Below are 20,039 nucleotides of genomic sequence, written 5' to 3' on the forward strand. Positions count from 1 at the left end.
TGCGCCCCCGCGGGGATCGCGGGGATTGAAGGGTTCACTCGCGCGCGCCCGCACGCTCCTCCGCGGCGGAGACGGCGTACGGCTGGGGCACGGGCCCGCCCCGCAACCCCCACAGCAGCGCCCCGGCCACCAGCGCGGCGCACGCCAGCAGCCACGGAAGTGGGCCCGGCGGGAGGGTGGTGACGATCAAGCCGGTGAGCGCGGCGGTCAGTTGGAGGGACAGGGACTGGACCGACAGCGCGGTGGCGCGGCCCGTGCTCGTGACGCGGCGGTGGAGGAGGTCGTTTTCGTTCGGGCCGGCCGCGCCGAGGCCGAGGTAGACCAGGGCGTAGCCGGTGGCGGCGAGGGCCAGGGCCAGGGAGGGCGGGCCCGGGAACGCCGTCGTCACGGCGAGGAGGAGCAGGCCGGTCGCGCTGGTGCCGAGGCTCGCCACGACCGCGCGTTCGCCGCTGCCCGCCAGCCGGGCCGTCAGTGGTGCGAGGTGGGCGCCGACGGCAGCGCAGACGAAGCCGGCGCAGGCGAGGACGGCGAAGAGGACCGCGCCGGACTCCGATGCGCCGGTGAGGTCGGCGGCGCGGCCGGGGGTGAGGAGTTCGATCGTGGCGAGGGCGCTGCCCGCGGCGGCGGCGCTGAGGAGGACGCGGCGGACGAGGGCGTCGCGGCCACCCAGGCGCAGCCCGGCCGTGACGGTGGTCGGGACGTCGCGAAGGACGCCGCGCAGGGTGGCGGGCGGGCGGGGCGGTTCCGGGAGCGCGGTCAGGGCGTACGACACGAAGGCGATCTCGATCGCCGCGCCGAGCAGCAGCGGTACGGAGAGCGGTACGACCAGCCCGGACGTCGTCTCGGTCAGCCGCGCCCCGAGGTCGGGGCCGGGGCCGGGGCCGAGCAGCCAGGGCAGGGCGCCGCCGATGAGGGTGCCGGCGGCGAGGGCGGCGTCCGTTGCGGTGGCACCGCGGGCCAGGCCGGTGCGGAGTTCGGCGTCGGGGCCGGCGTGGGCGTGGACGGTGTCGACGTACCAGGCTTCCGCGGGCCCGCTGGACAGGGCGCGGGCGGCGCCCATCAGGGCCATGCCGAGGCCGAGGAGCACGGGGGTGTCGGCCAGGCCGAGGAGGGTGAGGGCGGCGAGGTTCAGCAGGCCGGCGGCGGCGAGGACGACGCGGCGGCCGAGGACGTCGGAGAGCCCTCCGGTGGGGAGTTCGAGCGCGGCGGTGGTGAGGGAGTGGGCGGCGAAGAAGCCCGCGATGGCCGCCATGGCCATGCCGCGTTCGGTGAACAGCAGGACGAGGGGAGCGATGCTCAGCCCGAGGGGGAGCCAGAACAGGGCGCTGACGGTGACGTAACGGCGGCGGGCGGTCCGTACGTCCAGCGTCACGACGCGTCCTCGGCCTCTGCTCCGGGTGCTCGGGGGGCCAGCGGCAACCCCGCCGCGAGGAACATGACCTGCGCGGCGCGCGGGTCCTGCGCGTCGCGGGCCGTCAACTCGTTCAGGGTCCGGTCGATCACGTCCCAGAGTTCGGTGAGGGACTCGGGGGTCAGACGGGGCATCAGGTCGCTGATCCCGGACGGCTCCACCCACGCCCGGTCGAGCCGTCCGTCCGCCATGTCGACCTCGTGCTGTACGAGGGAGGCTTCCAGGTGCTCGACCTGGACCCTGCGCGTCACGGTGACGTACGCGCGGCTCCCCGGCGTGGCTTCCATGGCCTTGTTGCTCCAGGAGGTCACGGAGTGCACCGCCCGCCAGCGGCGCTCCCGCCCGTCGCGGTGCTCGGCCTCGGCGACGAACGCGTACTTCGCGAGCACCCGCAGGTGGTAACTGGTCGACGCGGACGACTCCCCGGTCCTGGCGGCGAGCTCACTGGCGGTCGCGGGGCCGTCCTGCCGGAGGTAGCCGAGGAGGCGGATGCGGAGGGGGTGGGTGAGGGCCTTGAGGGCGGCGGCGTCCTGCTCGGGGTCGAGCACGCGTTCCTGGCCCTGCCGTTCCTGCTCCTGCTGCTCCTGTCCGTCCTGCTGCTCTTGCCGTTCTTGCCGCTCCTGCTGGCTTTGCTGGTCACCGGGCATGACAGGAGGCTATGGCGGCCCGGAGAGTTTCCCAAAGGAATTTTGCAAAATTTATTTGGGGGTAGGGAGGTGTGGCGGCTGGGCGTGGTTGCGGGCGCGGAGAGCCCGGCGTTCCCCGGCCTCGGTGAGCACCGCGGCTCTGGCCTCCTCCGTGGCGTCGAACGCCGCTGGAGAGAAGTGGTCGCTGGCCCTGGCGTGCCGTTCCCACGCGTCCTGCCAGAACTCGACCGTCCAGCCCGGCCACAGCTCCGGTACCTGGTACGCCTGCGGCGATGAGTAGAGGGACCACCAGCCCAGCCGGCGGCGCTCCGGGTCGAGATGGATGCCGGCGTTGACGTGCAGGTGGCAGCGTCCGTGCTCGGGGGCGTCCGCCAGGCGGTCGAGCAGGGCGGCGCCCTCGCGGACCGGGTGGTCGAAGGCGTCAGAGGCGACGTGGCAGCGGCCGGTGCCGGCGGTGCCAGCGGTGCTGACGGTGACCACCACACCGCCAGGGTCGGGCCCGGCCAAGTCCTCGTCGCCGGGGGCGAGGAACGGGGCCAAAGAAAGGGCCGAATCGCGGCAGCGGACGTACTCCGGGTCGAGCCCGACGTACTCGCGCAGTTCCGCCGAGCCGTCGTACAACCAGCGGACCTCCCAGCCCGGCCACGCGGCTCGGATCAGCTCGAACACGGCCGAGCGGTGGCGGAGCTCGGTGCTGGGCCCCTCCCAGGCGAAGAACAGAAGCACTTTCCGGCCGAGGTCGAGCAGGATTCCACCCTGGGCCATGGTGTCGTCCAACCACCAGCCGTCCTGGCGGAGGCCGGGAAGCATGGCGAGCACCGGCGTCGGCCCTTCCAGCAGGTCGAGGTCGATCCCGACCGCCCAGCCGGTCCGGTACAGCTCATGCGTGCCGTTCTCACGGACCACGATGACGTTGGCTCTCTCTCCCATGGGGGCAGGATGACCGGGCGGGAAGCTTTCGGCCAACTGTTTCGGCGGCTCCGAGGCTCCAGCGTCCAGAGATCGCCTGGCTCTGTGTCGCACCCCGTGACCCCCTGTCGTCGCGCCGCGCCGCGCAGCACGCCGACAGCTGCTGCCAGGCTTGCGGCTCCTCACGCCAGCCGGCCCTGCAGCGCGCTCCGTGGCTGAGAATGGTGTCGTTCAACCGTGCGAGGAGAGAGCAGATGCCGGAAAGCAAGCCGGTCATGTCCCGGGCGTTCAAGGTCGGGGTGTGGCGGTCGTACATGGAGGTCCACCAGCGGGTGCTGGCGGAGATCGGGCGGGCGCTCGACGAGCGGCACCGGCTGTCGGTGAGCGAGTTCGACACGCTCGTGAACATCCCCCTGGACGGCGTACGGCTGAAGGTCCTCGGCGAGCGCACGGTGCTGACGCAGAGCGCCGTCAGCCGGATGTGCGACCGGCTGGCCAGGCGCGGGCTGGTGACCCGCACCCCGGTCGCGGAGGACCAGCGCGGCGCGCTCGTCCGGCTCACCGACGAGGGGCGGACCCTGCTCAGGGAAGCCGTACGGACCAACGCGGAGGTGGTCGAGCGGACCTTCACCTCCCACCTCTCGGACGACGACCTGGTGGGCCTGGGCGCGGTCCTCGGGCGGCTCGCCCCGGAGGCCGTCGACGAGCAGTGCGACACTCCGCAGTCACGCGACCGGTGACGTAGCTCACACCTCATTCCCGGCTTGGCTGGAATGAGACCCCACCTAGGGCCGTTTAGATGAATGCGCACGCAACAAAATGCGCACCTGAGACGGCCGTCACCGCGGCCCCTTCCAAGGGACACAGGAACATGAGCAGCAACCGCAGCAACAGCTACATCGCCAACCGCCTCACCCCCGAGAACACCGGGATCCTGCTGGTCGACCACCAGGCCGGGCTGATCCTCGGCGTGCAGGACCACGACCAGAACGAGGTCCGCCGCAACGCGCAGGCCCTGGCCCGTACCGCCAAGGTCTTCGGCCTGCCGATCGTGGCCACCACCTCCGCTCCCCAGGGGCCGAACGGACCGCTCCTCCCGGAGCTCGTCGGCGAGCTGCCCGCGGGCGCCCCGATCATCCACCGCAGCGGTGAGGTCGACGCCTTCGACGACCCGGCGTTCGACGCCGCCGTCCGTGCGATGGACCGGCCCAACCTGGTCATCGCGGGCGTCATCACCGACGTTTGCCTGATGTTCGCCTCCCTCTCCGCACTCGGCCGCGGCTTCGAGGTCCACGCCGTCACCGACGCGTCGGGCACCACGAACAAGCTCGCCCGCGAGACCTCCCTGCTGCGCCTCCAGAACGCCGGCGCGACGCTCAACAGCACCGTCGGCGTGATATCCGAGCTGCTGCGCGACTGGAAGAACCCCGGCGGCCCCGGCACCGCGGACATCTTCAGCAACCTCGCGATGCCGTTCTACGGCACGGTCAGCGCCAGCCACGCCTCGGCGAGCGGCAACAACGGCTGACCCGCTGAGTCGCTGCCCCGAAGCAGCCGCAGCCCCGACGCGGGGGCGGGCCACAGTGCCCGCCCCCGCGGAGTGCTGCGCGGCACTCCGCGGGCCACGCGGTCGGTTTCCTCGGCTCGACGACGAGAGCGGGATCCGGGCTTTCCCTTGCCCACCGACCTCAGTCGTGGAGTTCGTCGTGGAGGCGGATGCTGAGCTCCGTGGCCCAGGCCACGGCCCACGCACGCAGGGCGGCGGTCTGGCCGTCGGTGAGGTCGTAGGCGGTGAACTCGTCGTCCTCGTACCAGTCCGCACCGACGAGCCGGTCGTGTAGGTCCTGGAGGTCGAACTCAACGCGAGCGTGGCGGCGGCCGAGGCGTTCGAGGTCGGTGGTGGTGTAGTGCCGGGAGGCGGCGTGGACGTCGATGAGATCGCGAACAGCGCCACGGTCGGCGAGGGCGCGGACTTTGGTGCCGACGACGTCTTCGAGGGCGAGGACGAGGCCGTGCTCGGTGGTGGCGGGCGGGGCCCAGAACGCCTCTTTGAGGACGTCGACCTCGCACTGCTCGCCACTGTTCGGGTCGGTGATGATCAGCCGTCCGGACAGCGGGTCGGTCCCGATCTCCCGCACGTTCCAGCCGAGGTCTTGGAGCCCGCTGCGGAGGGCCTCGACGATGTCGGCCATGGGCGCCGGGTTCTGGGTGGCGAGGTCGAGATCCTGGCTGAGGCGGTCGACGAGGCGGTGGGCCTGGACGGCGTAGCCGCCGGTGATGACCAGCGGATAGGGGGCTCCGACGGCGAGGACGTCGGCGAGGAGCCGGCGGTGGAGGCCGCTGAGGTTCACGCGGCGGACGTGGTGGCCGGTCGGAGCGTGGGGAAGGCGTCCTCCCAGACGTCCCGGACGTTCCGACTGACGAGGGTGCGCAGAAAGGGCCACTGCGAGGTCAGCAGGTCCGCGTTGAGGAAGGCGACGAGGTCGTCGTGTTGCCCCTCGGCGAGAACGGTTCGGTACAGGCTCATCCGGGAGCGCGGCCGGTCGAGGTCGTAGGTGCGCAGCCCGGACCAGGCCACGTGCAGGGGGAGGGCGACGGCGCCTCGCTCGGGGCCGGCGAGTTCTTCGAGGGATGCGGGGAGCCGTGAACGGTACCGCGCGCTCAGGATCTCGGCTGCGGTCGGCGTCGGTGCAGCGGGGGATGCCGGGGCCATGCACGTCATTATGGCTCGCCCTCGCAGCCGAGCACACCCGGCCGCTGGGGTGCGCACGCTCGGGAGGAGGGGGTGGCAAAAGATCGCCTACTGCCCCCGCTCGTCGCCTCCCGTACGGCGAATCCGCACCGTGCCGGCGTCCAGGTCCACCCGGAAGGGCGGGTCTTCGGCCGGGCGGACGTTCTTGCGTACGCGTTCTTGTTCCATGGCGCGTCTGACGGCCTGGGCCGTCGGGTCGCCGGCCTGGAGGAAGTCGGCGCCGATGGACGACACGCCCTTGGTCTTGCGCCAGTAGATCCAGCCCCGGGCCTCCATCGCCAGGAGGAGTCGATCCGCCAGGAACAAGGCCGCTCCGAGGCACCCGAGCGAGACCAGCAACGGTAAGAGCACATCCATGGGAACGAGCCTACGTCGCGGGTCCCCGGCGCCCTCCCGATGTCAGCCATCGCGCACGCCCCGCCCCTCACGGCAGCGTCAACCCCCACGCCCCCGCCCGCAACACCCACGTCCGCGTCCGGACCGGGCCCGTGACCTGGGTGTCGGCGCGGTAGCGGAAGTCGGGGCCGGAGACCGTGACCGTGGTGGCCGTGGCGGTGAGCGGGGGGCCGGGGGCGGCGGGGTGGACCGTCACCTGCGCGCGGGCCTGCGTGCGGTCCGGGCCGCACGGGTGGAGCGTGCGGAGCGTGACCGCGTCGACCTCCTGGTCGAGGTCGCACAGCAGGGCGCCGTCGGCCTCCACCCGCAGGCGGTGCGGGCGGGGCGCCGCGGACTGGGGGCGGGCGGGGGTGCGGACCAGGCCGCGCAGGAGGGTGCGGTACGCGTGGCGCAGGGCGTCGCCCGTCGTGGCCGTCGCGACCGGCACCGCGGGGGGCGTGCCCAGCGCGACGGTGTCGCGCGCCGGCGGCTCGGCCGCGGGCGGCGCGGCGTCCGGGCACCCGTCGGAGCCGGCCGCGGCCGATGCCCGCAGGCCCGCCGATGCCGGGATCGTCACGTCCCCGACGACCACGCCGTCGCTCTCGTCCACCAGCAGGTCGAGCCGGCGCACGCCCCCGTCCAGCACCGCCCGCGCCGCCGCGACCGGGCCGGGCGGGACGCCCAGGGCGTGGGCGAGGCTGACGCCGGAGCCCACCGGGACGTGGCCGAGCGCGCCGTCACCCAGCCAGCGGTCCCGGTGCAGCAGGGACACCGCCCGCAGCAGCGCCCGGTCGTCGCCGACGATGACGGGCCGCCGCGGGCCCCTGCGCGCCAGGGCCCGGGCGAATTCCTCGGGGCTCTCCGGCAGGCTGATCTTCGCCGCCGAGCCACCGCACAGGACGTCCTTCGCGATCCGCACGGACTCGCCGTCGATTCGGCGGGCGACCGGGTCGATGACCACCAGCAGCTGGTCGTGAGCCGACACCTCGGTCCTTCCTCGGGTAGCATCTTTGTGCAAGAGCCCCTTGCGCTATTGCGCCAGGGGCTTCGTCTATTCCGGGGCAACCGGTCCAATGGATCCAGGAACAACAAGGGACGCACTGATCCCCCTGACCTTGGACATGCCCCGCCCGGAAGGGGTGTACGCCTGTGCCCGCACTTGTGCTGCTCGGTGCTCAGTGGGGTGACGAGGGCAAGGGAAAGGCCACCGACCTGCTCGGTGGTTCCGTTGACTACGTGGTGCGTTACCAGGGCGGCAACAATGCCGGCCACACGGTCGTCGTGGGCGACCAGAAGTACGCACTGCACCTCCTCCCCTCCGGGATCCTCTCGCCGGGGTGCACCCCGGTCATCGGCAACGGCGTGGTCGTCGACCCCGCCGTCCTCCTCTCCGAGCTGAGCGGGCTCAATGACCGGGGCGTCGACACTTCCAAGCTGCTGATCAGCGGAAACGCCCACCTCATCACCCCGTACAACGTCACGCTCGACAAGGTGACGGAACGGTTCCTCGGAAAGCGGAAGATCGGGACGACGGGTCGCGGCATCGGCCCGACCTACGCGGACAAGATCAACCGCGTCGGCGTCCGGGTCCAGGACCTGTACGACGAGTCCATCCTCACCCAGAAGGTCGAGGCGGCGCTGGAGTCCAAGAACCAGCTGCTCGCCAAGGTCTTCAACCGGCGCGCGATCGAGACCGGCCGGATCGTCGACGAGCTGCTCCAGTACGCGGACCAGATCAAGCCGTACGTTGCGGACACCACCCTCGTCCTGAACGACGCCATCGACGCCGGCAAGGTCGTCCTCTTCGAGGGCGGCCAGGGCACGCTGCTCGACGTGGACCACGGCACGTACCCCTTCGTGACCTCGTCGAACCCGACGGCCGGCGGCGCGTGCACGGGTGCGGGCGTCGGACCCACCAAGATCAGCCGGGTCATCGGCATCCTGAAGGCGTACACGACCCGCGTCGGCGCCGGCCCGTTCCCGACGGAGCTGTTCGACGAGGACGGCGAGGCGCTGCGGCGCATCGGCGGCGAGCGGGGCGTGACCACCGGTCGCGACCGGCGCTGCGGCTGGTTCGACGCGGTGATCGCGCGGTACGCGACCCGGGTCAACGGCCTCACCGACTTCTTCCTCACCAAGCTCGACGTGCTGACCGGCTGGGAGCAGATCCCGGTCTGCGTGGCGTACGAGATCGACGGGAAGCGGGTCGAGGAGCTGCCGTACTCGCAGACCGACTTCCACCATGCTCAGCCGATCTACGAGATGCTGCCGGGCTGGTCCGAGGACATCACGAAGGCGAAGACCTTCGCGGACCTGCCGAAGAACGCGCAGGGGTACGTGAAGGCGCTGGAGGAGATGTCCGGGGCGCCGATCTCGGCCATCGGCGTCGGCCCCGGCCGCACCGAGACGATCGAGATCAACTCGTTCCTCTGACCCTCGTGCCCGGGGCGGCGGACGTCGCCCTGGGCCGAGTGGGTGTCCGCCGTACGGCCGAGCGGGTACGGCTCTGCTGAACCGTTTATCCGGGCCGGGGGTCTGAACCGACCCCCGGCCCGGACGCCTTTTTGGGCCGTCCGGCCGTTGCGCCGTCCGCTCGAATTCCCGCCTACGCACGGCACTTGATGGTTACGCATGGTTGCGACCCGCGCTCTTTCCGTGAGTGCGTGAGTGATAGGAGTACATCCCATGCGTCCTGTCCTGAAGACGGCCGCGGTGCTGACCGCGGTCGGCGCGGCCCTGGCCCTGGGGCTGCCGGGCACCGCGACCGCGAAGGCCCCGGTACCGCTCGGCGAGCAGAAGGCCGCCGCGGTCAGCGTCCAGAAGGTGACCCTGCGACTGGCGAGCGACCCCGGCCAGGCGGCCGACGTCAAGGGCGCCTCGACCGCGAACGGCGCCGAGGTCATCCAGTGGGCGCTGCACCGCGGGGCGAACCAGCTGTGGGAGCCGGAGGCCGCGGGCGGCGGCTACTACCGCTTCAAGTCGCTGAACAGCGGCCTGTGTCTGAACGTCCGGGGCGGCGGCAACGAGGACGGTGCCCCGATCATCCAGTGGACCTGCGGCAACGCGGCGAACGAGCAGTGGAAGTTCGTCGTCAAGGGCACGGGCTACCAGATCGTGGCCCGCTCCAGCGGCAAGTGCCTGAACGTCCAGGGCGGCGTGGGTCAGGGCCGCAACCTGATCCAGTACACCTGCACCGCCAACGGCGCCGCCAACGACGTCTGGCTGCCGGTCTGGGAGAGCGTCTGACCTGAGGTCTGACCCCGGTGCTCCACCGGGTTCCCGCGCCCGCCGCCCGTGAGGAAAAGGGGTGGCGGGCGCGGGCGCCCTCCCATACGGTGCTGCACATGGGTTCCCTGTGACAGTCCCCGCGCGACCGCGTCGAGTTCGACTCCGTCGTCGCGCGTTCTCATCCGTGCCGTCCGCCACCACTTTCTGACCTGCTGAGTTCGTAGCGCTCTTGCGTCGAACTCGCCCTCCGGCGTGCGCGGATGCGTCCATCTGCCCGTTCCCACCGGCCGGCCGAGAACAGGGGGACTGCTCCATGCTTTCTGCGATTCCTGCGATTCCTGCGATTCCTGCGATTCCTGCGATTCCTGCAACTTCTGTCGTTCCCGCGACTTCTGCTGTTCCTGCGTTTCCCGCGCAGCTTTCCCTGCACGACGTCACCCGTCGCTATGACGCCCACGTCGTCCTGGACGGCGTCTCCTTCGCCGTCAAACCGGGCGAGAAGGTCGGCATCATCGGCGACAACGGCGCCGGCAAGTCCACCCTGCTCCGGCTGATCGCCGGCGTGGACCGGGCCGACAACGGCGAAGTGACCGTCGTCGCGCCCGGCGGCGTCGGCCACCTCGCCCAGGCGCTGGCGCTGCCACCCGAGGCCAGCGTCCAGGACGCCGTCGACCTCGCCCTCGCCGACCTGCGGGAGCTGGCCGCGCGGATGCGGTGCGCCGAGGCCGAGCTGAGCGACCTCGACGGGGCGGAGCTGGCCGCCGCGTTGGACGCGTACGCCGGGCTCGTCGCCCGCTTCGAGGCCCGCGGCGGCTACCGGGCGGACGCCCGCGTCGACATCGCGCTGCACGGGCTCGGGCTGCCGGACCTGGCGCGCACCAGGGCGCTGGGCACGCTGTCCGGCGGCGAGCGCTCCCGGCTCGCGCTGGCCGCCACCTTGGCCGCGCAGCCCGAGCTGCTGTTGCTGGACGAGCCCACCAACGACCTGGACGACCAGGCCGTCGGCTGGCTGGAGGCGCATCTGCGGGCGCACCGCGGGACCGTCCTCGCGGTCACCCACGACCGGGTGTTCCTGGAGCGGGTCACCACCACGATCCTGGAGGTCGGCGAGGGGCGGGTGACGCGCTACGGCGACGGCTACGACGGCTACCTCGCCGCGAAGGCGGCCGAACGCCGGCGCCGGCTCCTGGAGTACGAGCGGTGGAGCGCGGAACTCGCCCGCAGCAGACGGCTGGTCGCCGCCAACGCGCTCCGGCTCGACGCCATCCCGCGGAAGCTGCAGTTGGCCGCCTTCGGGCACGGCGCCTTCCGCCGCCGGGATCGCGGGCACGGCACGATGGGCCGCATCCGCAACGCGAAGGAGCGCGTCGCGCGGCTGACGGAGAACCCCGTCGCGCCGCCGCCCGACCCGCTGGTGTTCGCCGGCCGCATCGCCACCGCGACCGAGGTCGAGGGGGACGCGCCGCAGCCGGCGGTCGAACTCGTCGACGTACGGGTCGGGGACCGGCTGCACGTGCCTGAGCTGCGGATCGTCCGCGGCGAGCGGCTGCTGGTCACCGGGCCCAACGGCGCGGGCAAGACGACGCTGTTGCGGGTGCTCGCGGGCGAACTGCACCCGGACGGCGGGACGGTGCGCACCCGCGGCCGGGTCGGTCACCTGCGGCAGGAGGCGACGGCTTGGCCGCCGGGGCTGACGGTGCCGCAGGCGTTCGCGCACGGTCGGCCGGGCCGTCCGGACGAGCACGTCGACGAGTTGCTGTCGCTGGGCCTGTTCGCGCCGGCGGACCTACGGCTGCGGGTGGGCGAGCTGTCGTACGGGCAGCAGCGCCGGATCGAGCTGGCCCGGCTGGTCAGCGACCCGGTGGACCTGCTGCTGTTGGACGAGCCGACGAACCACCTCTCGCCGGCGCTGGTGGAGGAGGTGGAGGAGGCGCTGGTGGACTACCCGGGCTCGGTCGTGGTCGTCACGCACGACCGGCGCGTGCGGGCCCGGTTCGCCGGGACGCACGTGGAGTTGGCCGCGGGTCGGATCACCGGCCGGGCGCAGGTGCCGGCGGCGGGCTGAGACGGAACGTACGCGTACGGGCGGGGCCCTGGTCGGGGCTCCGCCCGTACGGCCTACGGCTACTGCTCCGTGCGCTGGGCGGCGAGGCCCTGGACGAGGGTTTGTGCCGCGATCTCGAACTGCGTGTCCCAGTCGCCGAGGAAGTCCTCCAGGTGCGCGGCCAGCGTCGGGTACAGCTCCTGCCGATCGGTGACGAGTCCGCGCAGTGCGTCGCGGCTGCCGACTTCGGAGCGCTCCGCCCAGGCCGCCTGGGTGGCGGCGGTGGCGATGACGAGGTTCGACACCGCGGCGGCGGTCGCGGCGAGCGTGGGCCCGGTGAAACCGGCCCGGGTGAGCGCGGCGTACACCGCTTCGGAGCGCTCCAGCGCGTGCGGTCCGGCCAGCGGTCGGGTGCCGGCGAGCGACGCGGCCCACGGGTGGCGCAGCAGCATCGCCCGTAGCTCCCGCATGTAGACGAGGACGACGTCCCGCCAGTCCCGGGCGCGGTGGTCGGCGGGGAGGGAGATCTCGGCGAACACCTCGTCGAGCGCGAGGTCCAGCACGTCGCCCTTGGTCGGGACGTGCCAGTACAGGCTGGTGGCGTGGGCGTCGAGATCACCGGCGATCTTGCGCAGGCTCAGTCCGTCGACGCCCTCGCGGTCGAGCCGGTCGACGGCCGTCGCCACGATCCGCTCGCGGCTCAGCCCGGGGGACCTGCGGCGGCGCTGCGGTTCGCGGAACCACACCGCGCCGGGCGCCCCGTCCCTGCCCCTGCCCTTGCCCCTCTCCTCGCCCGTGGCCTGGTTGTTGTTCGCGTCGTCCTTCGCCTTCTCCACCACGCGTCGCAGTCTATCGACACTGGATTAATCCTACACTGTAGGGTTTAACCATGACTGTAGGGGAAGAGCTGAGTAGTGCCGTGGCTCGGGAGCGCGATCCGCGACGGTGGGTGATCCTGGGCGCGGTCTGCGTCGCGCTCATGGTGATCGTCGTCGACAACACCGTCCTCAACGTCGCGATACCGACCATCGAGGACGACCTGGGCGCCGGCCCGGCCGCGCTGCAGGCGGTGGTGAATTCGTACGTCGTCGTCTTCGCCGGGCTGCTGGTCGCCGCCGGGCTGGTCTCGGACCGCTACGGGCGCCGGCTGGCGGTCGTCGTCGGGCTGGGGATCCTCGTCGTGACCTCGGTGGTGGCGGCGTTCGCACCGTCGGTGGGCTGGCTGATCGCCGCCCGTACGGTCATGGGCGTGGGCGCGGCGCTGGTCATGCCGGGGACCCTGGCGATCCTCGTGCACGTCTTCGACCCCGACGAACGCGTCAAGGCGTTCGCGGTCTGGTCGGCGGTCGGCTCGGCGGCGATGGCCGCTGGGCCGCTGGTCGGCGGGGTGCTTGTGGACGAGTGGGGCTGGCCCGGCGTCTTCGCCGTCAATGCCGTGCTCGCCGGCGTCGCGATCGTGCTGATCGGCTGGCTCGTCCCGGAGTCCCGCGACCGGGAGAACCGGCCCGTCGACGTGGTCGGCGCGGCGGCGATGACGCTGGCCATGGGCTCGTTCGTGGCCGCGGTGACCTTCGTCGCCGACCACGGCCCGCTGTCGCCGACCGTGCTCGGCTCCCTCGCGGCGACGGTCGTCGGCGCGCTGGTGTTCCGGGCGCGACAGCGGCGCGCGCGGTCGCCGATGGTCGACACGGGGCTGTACCGGGACCGTCGGTTCGTCGGCGCGAGCGCCGCGGTCGCCGTCCTCGCCGTCGGCACCGGCAGCGTGCTGTTCGTCCTGACCCAGCACCTGCAACACGTCATGGGCTACTCGCCGTTGCGGGCCGGACTCGCGATCGTGCCGCTCGCGGTCGGGGTGGTGCTCGGCTCGCCCGTCGGCGTCCGACTGCCCGCACGGATCGGCTACCGCCGCGCGATCGTCGCGGGCTTCACCGTCACAGCGGCCGGCTTCGCCGTGCTCGCCCTGCTCACGCCGACCAGCCACTACGCGGTCGTCGCGACCGGGCTGCTGCTGGCCGGCGTCGGCTCGGGGCTCGCGTCCCCGGCCGTGCACACCACCGTCCTCGGCGCGGTACCGCCGGACCGCGCCGGGATGGGATCGGCGCTCAACGACACCCACCAACAGCTCGGCATCGCACTGGGCGTGGCGCTCGTCGGCTCCACCGTCGCCGCGGGCTACCGGCACTTCGCGCCCGCGGAACTGGACGTACGGGCCGGCTCGTCCCTGGGCGGCACGCTCGGTGAACTCGCGGGTGGGCAAGGGGACTTGATCGCCGCCGCGCACCTCGCGTTCACCCGGGCGCAGAGCGTCGCGATGCTGGTCTGTGCGGTGTTCGCGGTCGTCGGCGGCGTCATCGCGTGGCGCGCGCTGGCACCGGATCACCCGCGGGAACGGACACCGGAGGCGTGACGGCCGCGCTCCTCGGCGTCGCAGCTCCTCAGTGCCGCGAACCGCGAAAGGGCGTCTCACTGCGCGAGCGCCCGGCGCAGTGCCGTGCACACCCCGGCGATCTGCCGCTGGGAGACGTCCGCGGACAGCACCGCCTGCGAGCCGTGGAACGTGCCCGCCCACTGGTGCAGTTCGACGGACACGCCCGCGCGCAGCATCCGCATCGCGTAGTCGACGTTCTCGTCCCGGTTAGGACAGAACTCCGCGGACGAGACGTACGCGGCCGGCAGCCCGGACAGGTCGGTGGCGCGCGCCGGCGCCGCGTAGGGCGTGGTGGGCGTCGGGCCCAGGTAGTGCCGCCAGCACGCGCCCACCATCTCCCGGTTCGCCCACGGGGTGTCCGTGAAGTTCCGCTGTGACCAGGTCTCCTGGCGGTCGTCGAGCGAGGGTTCGTTCAGGAGCTGGAAGTGGACGCGCGGCCCCGCCTCGTCCCGGGCGCGCAGCGCGAGCGCCGCGGCGAGGTTGCCGCCGGCGCTGTGGCCGCCGACCGCGACGCGCGCCGGGTCGACGCCGAGTTCGGCGGCGTGCTCGACCGTCCACCGCAGTACGGCGTACGCGTCGTCCAGCGCGGCCGGGAAGCGGTGCTCGGGCGCCAGCCGGTACCCCACCGAGACCACCACCGCGCCGGAGCCGGCGGCGATCCGGGCGGCCCAGTGCTGCTCGGTGTCCAGGTCGCCCATGACCCACCCGCCGCCGTGCATCCAGACGATCGCGCCCTGCGGCCGGTCGGGCCGGTTGATCCGCACCGGCACGTCCGGGTCGCCGGGCACCGTCCGGTCCTCGACGGTCAGGCCCGAGGTGTCCGGCGCGGGGCGGGCGGCGGAGCGTTCGGCGTACTCCTTGCGCATCGCGATCGGGTCGGACAGGTCGGGGCGGGTGAACAGCGGTAGGAACGCTTCGAGTTCGGGATCCATGCCGACGATCCTGCCGGGCGGGGGCGGACGGGGGCGTCCGCCGGGCGTCGGGCGTCCCGGCGCGATCCCGCGCCGATCGGCGCGCCGTCCGCGCGGGACGGGGACCTATCCTCCGGACATGGAGGCACTGGCCGCACGGCTGTCGCAACTCGACGCACGGGCCGAGGGCGCGATCCGGATCGTCATGTTCTACGACACGCTGATGCGCCGACGGGTCGACCTGCCGGCGCTCGCGCGGGCGTCGGCGGGGCTGGCCGAGTGCGTGGTGGGAGTGCGGCTCGACGGCACGGGGTGGACGGCCCGGGTCCGGCCCGACGGGAGCGGGGCGCCCGAGCCCGCGGATGCTTCCGCCGCGGCTTCCGCCGTCTCCACGGAGTGGCCGATCACGCTGGACGACGAGGTGATCGGCACGGTGTGGCTGGAGCGGCCGGGTGCGCCCGGCCCCCTCGACGAGGCCGTGCTCGACCGGTTCGCGATCGCCGTCACGGCCGTCGTGGAGCGGTACGGGCCGGCCCGTACGACCATGGCCGACCCCGCCCTCGTCGAACTCGCCGTCAGCGCCGACTGCGACGAGGCGGCGCGGGCCCGGGCGCTGCGGCTGCTGGGCTTCGCCGTCGACGCGCCCGTACACGTCGTCGTCGTACGCGTCGGAGCCGTACGCGCCGAAGCCGTACGCTCGCCGCGGCTGCCGCTGGACCGGATCGGCGCGCTGATCTGCCCGGACGGGCTGGTGAAGGCGGCGCCGCTGCCTGACGTGGGGGTGTTGCTGGCCACGGCGGTGGACCGGGCGGCGTTCCCCGCGGGGGTGCGGGCGGGGCTCGGCGGCGGGGTCGGCCCCGACCGGTCCTTCGCGCAGGCCCGTACCGCCCTGCGCTTCACCACCGAACGCGAACCGGTGCTCGCCCACGCCGACTTGGGCGCGCTGGCGCTGCTCGCCCGGGTGCCGCCGGACGCGGTGCGGGCCGACCCCGACGTGTCCGCGCTCGCCGCCGTCGCGAACGCGCCCGACGGCGCGGCCGACTTGGCGACGTTGGACGCGTACTGCGCCACGGGCTCGCTGCGCGGCGCGGCGGAGCTGTTGCACCTGCACCACAGCAGCGTCGCCCGCCGCGTGGAGCGCATCGGTGGTTGTCTGGGCGTCGACGTCACCACGCCGCGCGGCCTGCTCCGGGCGAGCCTGGCCCTGACGGCGTGGCGCCTGCTGCCCGATGCGGACGGGCCCGGCGGGCGCTGAACTGTCCGGGCGGGTGGGTCTTCAGGGGCGGAGCTGCGCTGCCCGCAAAGGGGGTGCGCGTTACTTCAGGGTGCGGAGGGCGTGGAGGGACAGGAGGGTCAGCCAGCCGTAGCCCGTCGTGATCGAGGCGCGTTGCGCGAGGCCCGCGCGGCGCCCCGCCGCGTCGGTGCGGGCGAAGGCCCAGCCGGAGTAGAGGAACGCCGCCGCGGTGACCGCCGCCGCCGCGGCGGACCCCACCGCCCAGCCCCGCTCACCCACCGCACCGAACTCGCGCGCGTAACTCGTCTCCGCCGCGACCAGCGAGGCGAACGCGACGAGCGAGAACGCGTCGTGCAGCCCGCCCGGCACGGTGATGTCCGGGTCCTCGGGCGTGCCGGGGGGATAGTCGCCGACGGGGTCGGTGACGAAGGCGCCGGCGCCCAGCAGCCCGACGCCCCAGCCCGCGACCAGCCGCGGACCCCACGTCGAGCCGTGCCCCGGCGTCCGGCGCAGGCCCTCCGCGAGTGCGAGGGTGAGCACCCCGGCGGCCAGGAAGTTCGCCGTCTGCACCCGACCGTACGGGCCGAGCGCGAGCGAGCTGACGGGGTGACGCCGCCCGTCGTAGTGCGCGCGCAGGGCGCCCTGGACGGCGAAGGTCGTGACGAAGAGGGGCCCGGCTGCCACCCCGGTGGCGAGCAACGCACGGATGCGCGGCACGCGGCGGGCGACGGCGGCGGGCAGGGGCAGGCGCACGGGGACCTCCGAAGGGCGACGTACCGCGAGCTGTCATCCTGGGTTGACATCTGGGCCGATGTCAACCCCGATTGACGTGCGTTCGGGGAATCCCCGTGGTCAGGCCCCGTCGGACGCGGGGCGGTCGAGGTCCCGGCTGCGCCCGCCGAGGCGCTGGTCCGCCAGGGCCCAGACGGCGAAGAGCACCGTCAGCGCCGTGGCGGTCCACAGCACCGGGGGGACCCAGGCGGGCGCGGACGACACCTTGGAGACCTGGCCGGTGTCTTCGTACTCGCACCACTGGTCGGGCGGGAAGACGTCGTATCCCGTGTCGGTCATGTCGCCGTTCGCCGAGGCGGCGTAGCGGCAGTCGTTCGACTCGGGGAGGAGCATGAGCAGCGCGGTCGCGTACGCCACGCTCAGTGCGATGAAGGACCAACTGAAGGCGGCCCACAGGGGGCTGCGGTGGTCGGGGTGGGGGGCTGGATCGCAGGCTCTCATTTCCTGCCTAGGGGGTAGGGGACGGGGTGGGGTGCTGGGGCCTGCCTTACGGATCTTGCTGGGCTCGCGTGCCCTGGTGCCGCGCCTCTCCGCGTTGTCGTCGGTCGCCGACGGCCCCCTGTGCCCTGCGGGCACGGTGGGACCCCCACCGCGTCGACTCCTTCCTCCGCCTTGAGATCCACGGCACCAGACCCCGCTCACTCATCCAGCCTGATCCGAAAGGCAGGCCCTAGGGGCCGTTCTCGTGCCCGGCCGTGCCCTCCATGATGCCGATGCCTCGGGCTACGACTTCGACCCGGCCCTGCGTAGCGCCCGGACGAACCGCTCGGCGGGCGCCGACGGGCGCGGACCCGCCGCCGCGTACACGCTCCGGCGCGGCGGGTCGACGAGCGGTCGGATCACCAGGTCGGGCCGGAGCGCCGGGACGAGCAGGCCCGGCACCAGCATCACGCCGTGGCCGGCGGCCACGAACGCCTGCTTGCCCAGCCAGCTGCCGCACGCGATGTCGACGCGCGGGGCGAACCCGGCGCGGGCGCAGGCGGCGGACAGCACGGCCGCGGCGCCCTCGTAGTCCTCGACCCAGGTCTCGTCGGCGAGTTCGGCGAGTTCGACGGGGGCGCCGTTATCGCCGTCATCGCCTTCCGCGTCGCGGGTGGCGGTGGCGGTGGCGAGCCGGTGGCCGCGGGGGAGCGCGCACCGCAGCGCGTCGTCCAGGAGGTGGGTCAGCGCGATGCCGTCGCGTCCATGCCCGTCCGCGCCGGTGCCGCTGGACAGCCCCGGCGGATAGTCCGTGACGACGGCGACGTCCAACTCGCCCTCCCGCAGCCGCCCGAGCAGCCGCGGCGTGAAGTCCTCGACGAAGACGACGCGCACGTGAGCGTCTGCATCAGGACGGGCATCAGGACAGGCATCAGGACAGGCATCAGGATCGGCGTCGGCGAGGAACAGGCTCAGCGCCCGCGGGAGCAGCGTCGCCGACGCCGTGGGGACCCCGCCCACCCGCAGGGTGGTCACGGGGCGCTCCCGGGACGCCAAGACGTCGCGCTCCGCACGTTCCACGCGCTGCAGGATCGCCACCGCGTGCTCCAGGAGCACCGCCCCCGCCGCCGTCGGGCGGACGCCGCGGGCGTGGCGCTGGAGGAGGGGGACGGCCAGTCGGGACTCCAACGCGGCGATCTGCCGGGACAGGGCCGACTGCGTGTAGCCCAGCGCCTGCGCGGCTGCGCTGATCGAGCCCAGGCGACAGACCTCGCGGAAGGAGCGGAGAGCGATGACGTCCATGAGGGGCACAGTGCCACGGCATGCGTCTGGCGCATGGGTGATCTGCGGGATATGCGCTAGTGGAATGGGGCGGGGCGGGTCAGGATTCCCGCATGAACGACACCACAGGGACCCCTCCCGCCACCACCGCCCCGCCGAGCCGACTCACGTACGTGCCGAACCCCCGGGGCGTCGCCCCCGGCACCGGCTACACCAACGTCGTCATGGGCACCGGGCGGCTCGTCGCGATCTCCGGGCAGATCGCCAACGACGAGAACGGCGACATCGTGGGCGAGGGCGACCCGGCCGCCCAGGCACGGCAGGTCTTCGAGAACCTGCGCCGTTGCCTCGCGCACGTCGGCGCGGGCTTCGACGACGTCATCAAGCTGACGTACTTCGTCACCGACATCGCCCATCTGCCGGCGGTGCGCGCCGCGCGCGACGCGTACGTGAACCCCGATCGGCTGCCCGCCAGCAGCGCGGTCCAGGTGGCCGCGCTCTTCCGACCCGAACTCCTCCTCGAAATCGAGGCGTTCGCGGTCCTTCCGGACGAGTCGGCGGGCCCGGCGGAGGTCGTTCGATGAAGGTCGCCGTGTGCGGTCTCGGCCGGATGGGCGCGGCGTTCGCCGCCGCCCTCGCCGCCGACGGCCACGAGGTGAGCGCCTGGAACCGCACGCCGAAGCCGGAGTCGACGGCCGCGACGCCGGCCGAGGCGGTGCGGGACGCCGAGGTCGTCGTGGTCATGGTCTTCGACGGGCCGGCGGCGGACTCGGTGCTGCTCGGGCCGCACGGCGTCGCGTCCGGCGCGTGCCCGGGCGCGCTCGTCGTCAACGCGACCACCCTCGCGCCGGCCGAGGCGCGCCGGTTGGAGACCGGGGTACGGGCCGCGGGCCTGCGCTATCTGGAGGCGCCGGTGCTCGGCTCGGTGCCGGCGGTGCGCAAGGGCGCGCTGCACGTCCTGACCGCCGGCGACGAGGACGACGCACGCGCCGCCGAGCCCGTGTTGCTGGCCTGGTCGCGTGAGGGCAGCCGACGCCACACCGGGCCCGTGGGCACCGCGACCGGCCTCAAGCTGATCGCGAACCTGACGCTCGGCACGGCGATGGGCACGCTGCACGACGCCGTACGGCTCGGCGCCGCGCTCGAACTGCCCCGCGCGGAAGTCCTGGACGTCCTCCAGATGGGGCCGCTCGGCCACGTCGTGGGGCGCAAGCGCGAGCGGCTGAACCACGACGCGTACGAGGACGCCGACTTCACGGTCGACGGGCTGGTGAAGGACCTGGCGCTGGCGGTGTCGGTGGCGGATGCGGATGCGGGGGCCGCGGGGGTGTTGCCGATGGCCGAAGCGGCGGTCGGGTTGGCGCGGCAGGCGGCGGCCCGGGGCGAGGGCGCGGGCAGCCTGGACATGGCGGTCCTGGCCCGTACGCCGCCGTCCGACTCGCCGGCGGTGTCCTGACGGTGCGGGTGCGTTGGTTCGTGCGGGTGCATCGTGGTTGGTCGCGCAGTTCCTCGCGCCCCCAACCTCCGCGGTGGCCTTGCGGGTGCGTTGGTTCGTGCGGGTGCATCGTGGTTGGTCGCGCAGTTCCCCGCGCCCCCAACCTCCGCCG

The 20,039-nt window shown here is 73.3% G+C and carries 21 protein-coding genes; 9 read left to right on the forward strand and 12 right to left on the reverse strand.

The genetic code is table 11. The features are described from left to right. Positions 1-34: 34 nt before the first annotated feature. From ABZ842_RS22690 to ABZ842_RS22700, 3 genes are read right to left on the reverse strand one after another with little or no spacing between them, the layout of a single operon-like run. A complete protein-coding gene (locus tag ABZ842_RS22690; RefSeq protein ID WP_361539371.1) occupies positions 35-1,372 on the reverse strand; it encodes an MFS transporter in 1,338 nt (445 codons plus the stop codon). Continuing rightward, positions 1,369-2,058 (reverse strand): helix-turn-helix domain-containing protein, encoded by a 690-nt coding sequence (locus ABZ842_RS22695; RefSeq protein WP_361539374.1) that lies wholly within the window; start codon positions 2,056-2,058, stop codon positions 1,369-1,371. The genes ABZ842_RS22690 and ABZ842_RS22695 overlap by 4 nt, the downstream gene beginning before the upstream one ends. Before the next feature lie 51 nt (positions 2,059-2,109). Then, positions 2,110-2,988, reverse strand: a complete 879-nt coding sequence (locus ABZ842_RS22700; protein WP_361539377.1) for a hypothetical protein — start codon at positions 2,986-2,988, stop codon at positions 2,110-2,112. A 233-nt stretch (positions 2,989-3,221) separates the two neighbouring features. On the opposite strand from ABZ842_RS22700, the gene ABZ842_RS22705 reads away from it, so the two are divergent. Then, on the forward strand, positions 3,222-3,707 hold the full coding sequence (locus ABZ842_RS22705) for a MarR family winged helix-turn-helix transcriptional regulator (protein WP_361539380.1): 486 nt from the start codon (positions 3,222-3,224) through the stop codon (positions 3,705-3,707). 131 nt (positions 3,708-3,838) lie between these two features. Continuing rightward, positions 3,839-4,495 (forward strand): isochorismatase family protein, encoded by a 657-nt coding sequence (locus ABZ842_RS22710; RefSeq protein ID WP_361539383.1) that lies wholly within the window; start codon positions 3,839-3,841, stop codon positions 4,493-4,495. Between the two features lie 160 nt (positions 4,496-4,655). Here the strand turns inward: ABZ842_RS22710 and ABZ842_RS22715 are convergent, their stop codons facing one another. From ABZ842_RS22715 to ABZ842_RS22730, 4 genes are all read right to left on the reverse strand, one after another. After that, positions 4,656-5,318: a nucleotidyl transferase AbiEii/AbiGii toxin family protein gene (locus ABZ842_RS22715; protein ID WP_361539386.1), complete on the reverse strand. Its 663-nt coding sequence runs from the start codon at positions 5,316-5,318 to the stop codon at positions 4,656-4,658. Continuing rightward, positions 5,315-5,680, reverse strand: a complete 366-nt coding sequence (locus ABZ842_RS22720; protein WP_361539389.1) for a hypothetical protein — start codon at positions 5,678-5,680, stop codon at positions 5,315-5,317. The genes ABZ842_RS22715 and ABZ842_RS22720 overlap by 4 nt, the downstream gene beginning before the upstream one ends. Before the next feature lie 87 nt (positions 5,681-5,767). Next, positions 5,768-6,076, reverse strand: a complete 309-nt coding sequence (locus ABZ842_RS22725; RefSeq protein ID WP_361539392.1) for a hypothetical protein — start codon at positions 6,074-6,076, stop codon at positions 5,768-5,770. Between the two features lie 67 nt (positions 6,077-6,143). Beyond that, complete coding sequence (locus ABZ842_RS22730; protein ID WP_361539395.1) at positions 6,144-7,079, reverse strand: diacylglycerol kinase; 936 nt, start codon at positions 7,077-7,079, stop codon at positions 6,144-6,146. Positions 7,080-7,243: 164 nt separating this feature from the next. Between ABZ842_RS22730 and ABZ842_RS22735 the strand changes: the two genes are divergently transcribed. The 3 genes from ABZ842_RS22735 to ABZ842_RS22745 all read left to right on the forward strand — a co-directional run bounded on the left by ABZ842_RS22735 (position 7,244) and on the right by ABZ842_RS22745 (position 11,387). Beyond that, positions 7,244-8,527, forward strand: coding sequence for an adenylosuccinate synthase (locus ABZ842_RS22735; RefSeq protein WP_361539398.1), 1,284 nt, complete (start codon positions 7,244-7,246; stop codon positions 8,525-8,527). Positions 8,528-8,779: 252 nt separating this feature from the next. After that, on the forward strand, positions 8,780-9,340 hold the full coding sequence (locus ABZ842_RS22740; protein ID WP_361539401.1) for an RICIN domain-containing protein: 561 nt from the start codon (positions 8,780-8,782) through the stop codon (positions 9,338-9,340). Positions 9,341-9,635: 295 nt separating this feature from the next. After that, positions 9,636-11,387: a TlrC/CarA/OleB/SrmB family ABC-F type ribosomal protection protein gene (locus ABZ842_RS22745; protein ID WP_361539404.1), complete on the forward strand. Its 1,752-nt coding sequence runs from the start codon at positions 9,636-9,638 to the stop codon at positions 11,385-11,387. 59 nt (positions 11,388-11,446) lie between these two features. Here the strand turns inward: ABZ842_RS22745 and ABZ842_RS22750 are convergent, their stop codons facing one another. Then, positions 11,447-12,205 (reverse strand): TetR/AcrR family transcriptional regulator C-terminal domain-containing protein, encoded by a 759-nt coding sequence (locus tag ABZ842_RS22750; protein WP_361539407.1) that lies wholly within the window; start codon positions 12,203-12,205, stop codon positions 11,447-11,449. 50 nt (positions 12,206-12,255) lie between these two features. Between ABZ842_RS22750 and ABZ842_RS22755 the strand changes: the two genes are divergently transcribed. Beyond that, positions 12,256-13,773 carry an MFS transporter gene (locus ABZ842_RS22755; protein ID WP_361539410.1) on the forward strand — a complete coding sequence of 506 codons (1,518 nt, stop codon included), beginning with the start codon at positions 12,256-12,258 and terminating at the stop codon, positions 13,771-13,773. Between the two features lie 56 nt (positions 13,774-13,829). Here the strand turns inward: ABZ842_RS22755 and ABZ842_RS22760 are convergent, their stop codons facing one another. Next, positions 13,830-14,726: an alpha/beta hydrolase gene (locus tag ABZ842_RS22760; protein ID WP_361539413.1), complete on the reverse strand. Its 897-nt coding sequence runs from the start codon at positions 14,724-14,726 to the stop codon at positions 13,830-13,832. 118 nt (positions 14,727-14,844) lie between these two features. Here ABZ842_RS22760 and ABZ842_RS22765 point away from each other — a divergent pair, with 118 nt between their 5' ends. Then, on the forward strand, positions 14,845-15,960 hold the full coding sequence (locus ABZ842_RS22765; protein WP_361539416.1) for a helix-turn-helix domain-containing protein: 1,116 nt from the start codon (positions 14,845-14,847) through the stop codon (positions 15,958-15,960). Between the two features lie 60 nt (positions 15,961-16,020). Here the strand turns inward: ABZ842_RS22765 and ABZ842_RS22770 are convergent, their stop codons facing one another. The 3 genes from ABZ842_RS22770 to ABZ842_RS22780 all read right to left on the reverse strand — a co-directional run bounded on the left by ABZ842_RS22770 (position 16,021) and on the right by ABZ842_RS22780 (position 18,453). Next, on the reverse strand, positions 16,021-16,692 hold the full coding sequence (locus tag ABZ842_RS22770; protein WP_361539419.1) for a DUF998 domain-containing protein: 672 nt from the start codon (positions 16,690-16,692) through the stop codon (positions 16,021-16,023). A gap of 99 nt (positions 16,693-16,791) precedes the next feature. Beyond that, the gene (locus ABZ842_RS22775; protein WP_361539422.1) at positions 16,792-17,172 is read right to left on the reverse strand and encodes a hypothetical protein; all 381 of its coding nucleotides are present in this window, start codon (positions 17,170-17,172) and stop codon (positions 16,792-16,794) included. A 282-nt stretch (positions 17,173-17,454) separates the two neighbouring features. Next, positions 17,455-18,453, reverse strand: coding sequence for a LysR family transcriptional regulator (locus ABZ842_RS22780; RefSeq protein ID WP_361539425.1), 999 nt, complete (start codon positions 18,451-18,453; stop codon positions 17,455-17,457). Positions 18,454-18,545: 92 nt separating this feature from the next. On the opposite strand from ABZ842_RS22780, the gene ABZ842_RS22785 reads away from it, so the two are divergent. Together ABZ842_RS22785 and ABZ842_RS22790 are read left to right on the forward strand one after the other, a co-directional pair. Then, the gene (locus ABZ842_RS22785; RefSeq protein ID WP_361539428.1) at positions 18,546-19,016 is read left to right on the forward strand and encodes a RidA family protein; all 471 of its coding nucleotides are present in this window, start codon (positions 18,546-18,548) and stop codon (positions 19,014-19,016) included. After that, the gene (locus tag ABZ842_RS22790) at positions 19,013-19,888 is read left to right on the forward strand and encodes an NAD(P)-dependent oxidoreductase (protein WP_361539431.1); all 876 of its coding nucleotides are present in this window, start codon (positions 19,013-19,015) and stop codon (positions 19,886-19,888) included. Before ABZ842_RS22785 ends, ABZ842_RS22790 begins: the two co-directional genes overlap by 4 nt. Positions 19,889-20,039: the final 151 nt, after the last annotated feature.

This window comes from Streptomyces sp. NPDC047315 (genome assembly GCF_040643215.1).
In the GTDB taxonomy this organism is placed as follows: domain Bacteria; phylum Actinomycetota; class Actinomycetes; order Streptomycetales; family Streptomycetaceae; genus Streptomyces.

Coding starts and splice junctions, on each gene's coding strand:
- ABZ842_RS22785 (WP_361539428.1), top strand. CDS start 18,546: ATGAACGACACCACAGGGACCCCTCCCGCCACCACCGCCCCGCCGAGC.
- ABZ842_RS22740 (WP_361539401.1), top strand. CDS start 8,780: ATGCGTCCTGTCCTGAAGACGGCCGCGGTGCTGACCGCGGTCGGCGCG.
- ABZ842_RS22760 (WP_361539413.1), bottom strand. CDS start 14,726: ATGGATCCCGAACTCGAAGCGTTCCTACCGCTGTTCACCCGCCCCGAC.
- ABZ842_RS22765 (WP_361539416.1), top strand. CDS start 14,845: ATGGAGGCACTGGCCGCACGGCTGTCGCAACTCGACGCACGGGCCGAG.
- ABZ842_RS22710 (WP_361539383.1), top strand. CDS start 3,839: ATGAGCAGCAACCGCAGCAACAGCTACATCGCCAACCGCCTCACCCCC.
- ABZ842_RS22775 (WP_361539422.1), bottom strand. CDS start 17,172: ATGAGAGCCTGCGATCCAGCCCCCCACCCCGACCACCGCAGCCCCCTG.
- ABZ842_RS22755 (WP_361539410.1), top strand. CDS start 12,256: ATGACTGTAGGGGAAGAGCTGAGTAGTGCCGTGGCTCGGGAGCGCGAT.
- ABZ842_RS22700 (WP_361539377.1), bottom strand. CDS start 2,988: ATGGGAGAGAGAGCCAACGTCATCGTGGTCCGTGAGAACGGCACGCAT.
- ABZ842_RS22725 (WP_361539392.1), bottom strand. CDS start 6,076: ATGGATGTGCTCTTACCGTTGCTGGTCTCGCTCGGGTGCCTCGGAGCG.
- ABZ842_RS22745 (WP_361539404.1), top strand. CDS start 9,636: ATGCTTTCTGCGATTCCTGCGATTCCTGCGATTCCTGCGATTCCTGCG.
- ABZ842_RS22695 (WP_361539374.1), bottom strand. CDS start 2,058: ATGCCCGGTGACCAGCAAAGCCAGCAGGAGCGGCAAGAACGGCAAGAG.
- ABZ842_RS22720 (WP_361539389.1), bottom strand. CDS start 5,680: ATGGCCCCGGCATCCCCCGCTGCACCGACGCCGACCGCAGCCGAGATC.
- ABZ842_RS22705 (WP_361539380.1), top strand. CDS start 3,222: ATGCCGGAAAGCAAGCCGGTCATGTCCCGGGCGTTCAAGGTCGGGGTG.
- ABZ842_RS22790 (WP_361539431.1), top strand. CDS start 19,013: ATGAAGGTCGCCGTGTGCGGTCTCGGCCGGATGGGCGCGGCGTTCGCC.
- ABZ842_RS22780 (WP_361539425.1), bottom strand. CDS start 18,453: ATGGACGTCATCGCTCTCCGCTCCTTCCGCGAGGTCTGTCGCCTGGGC.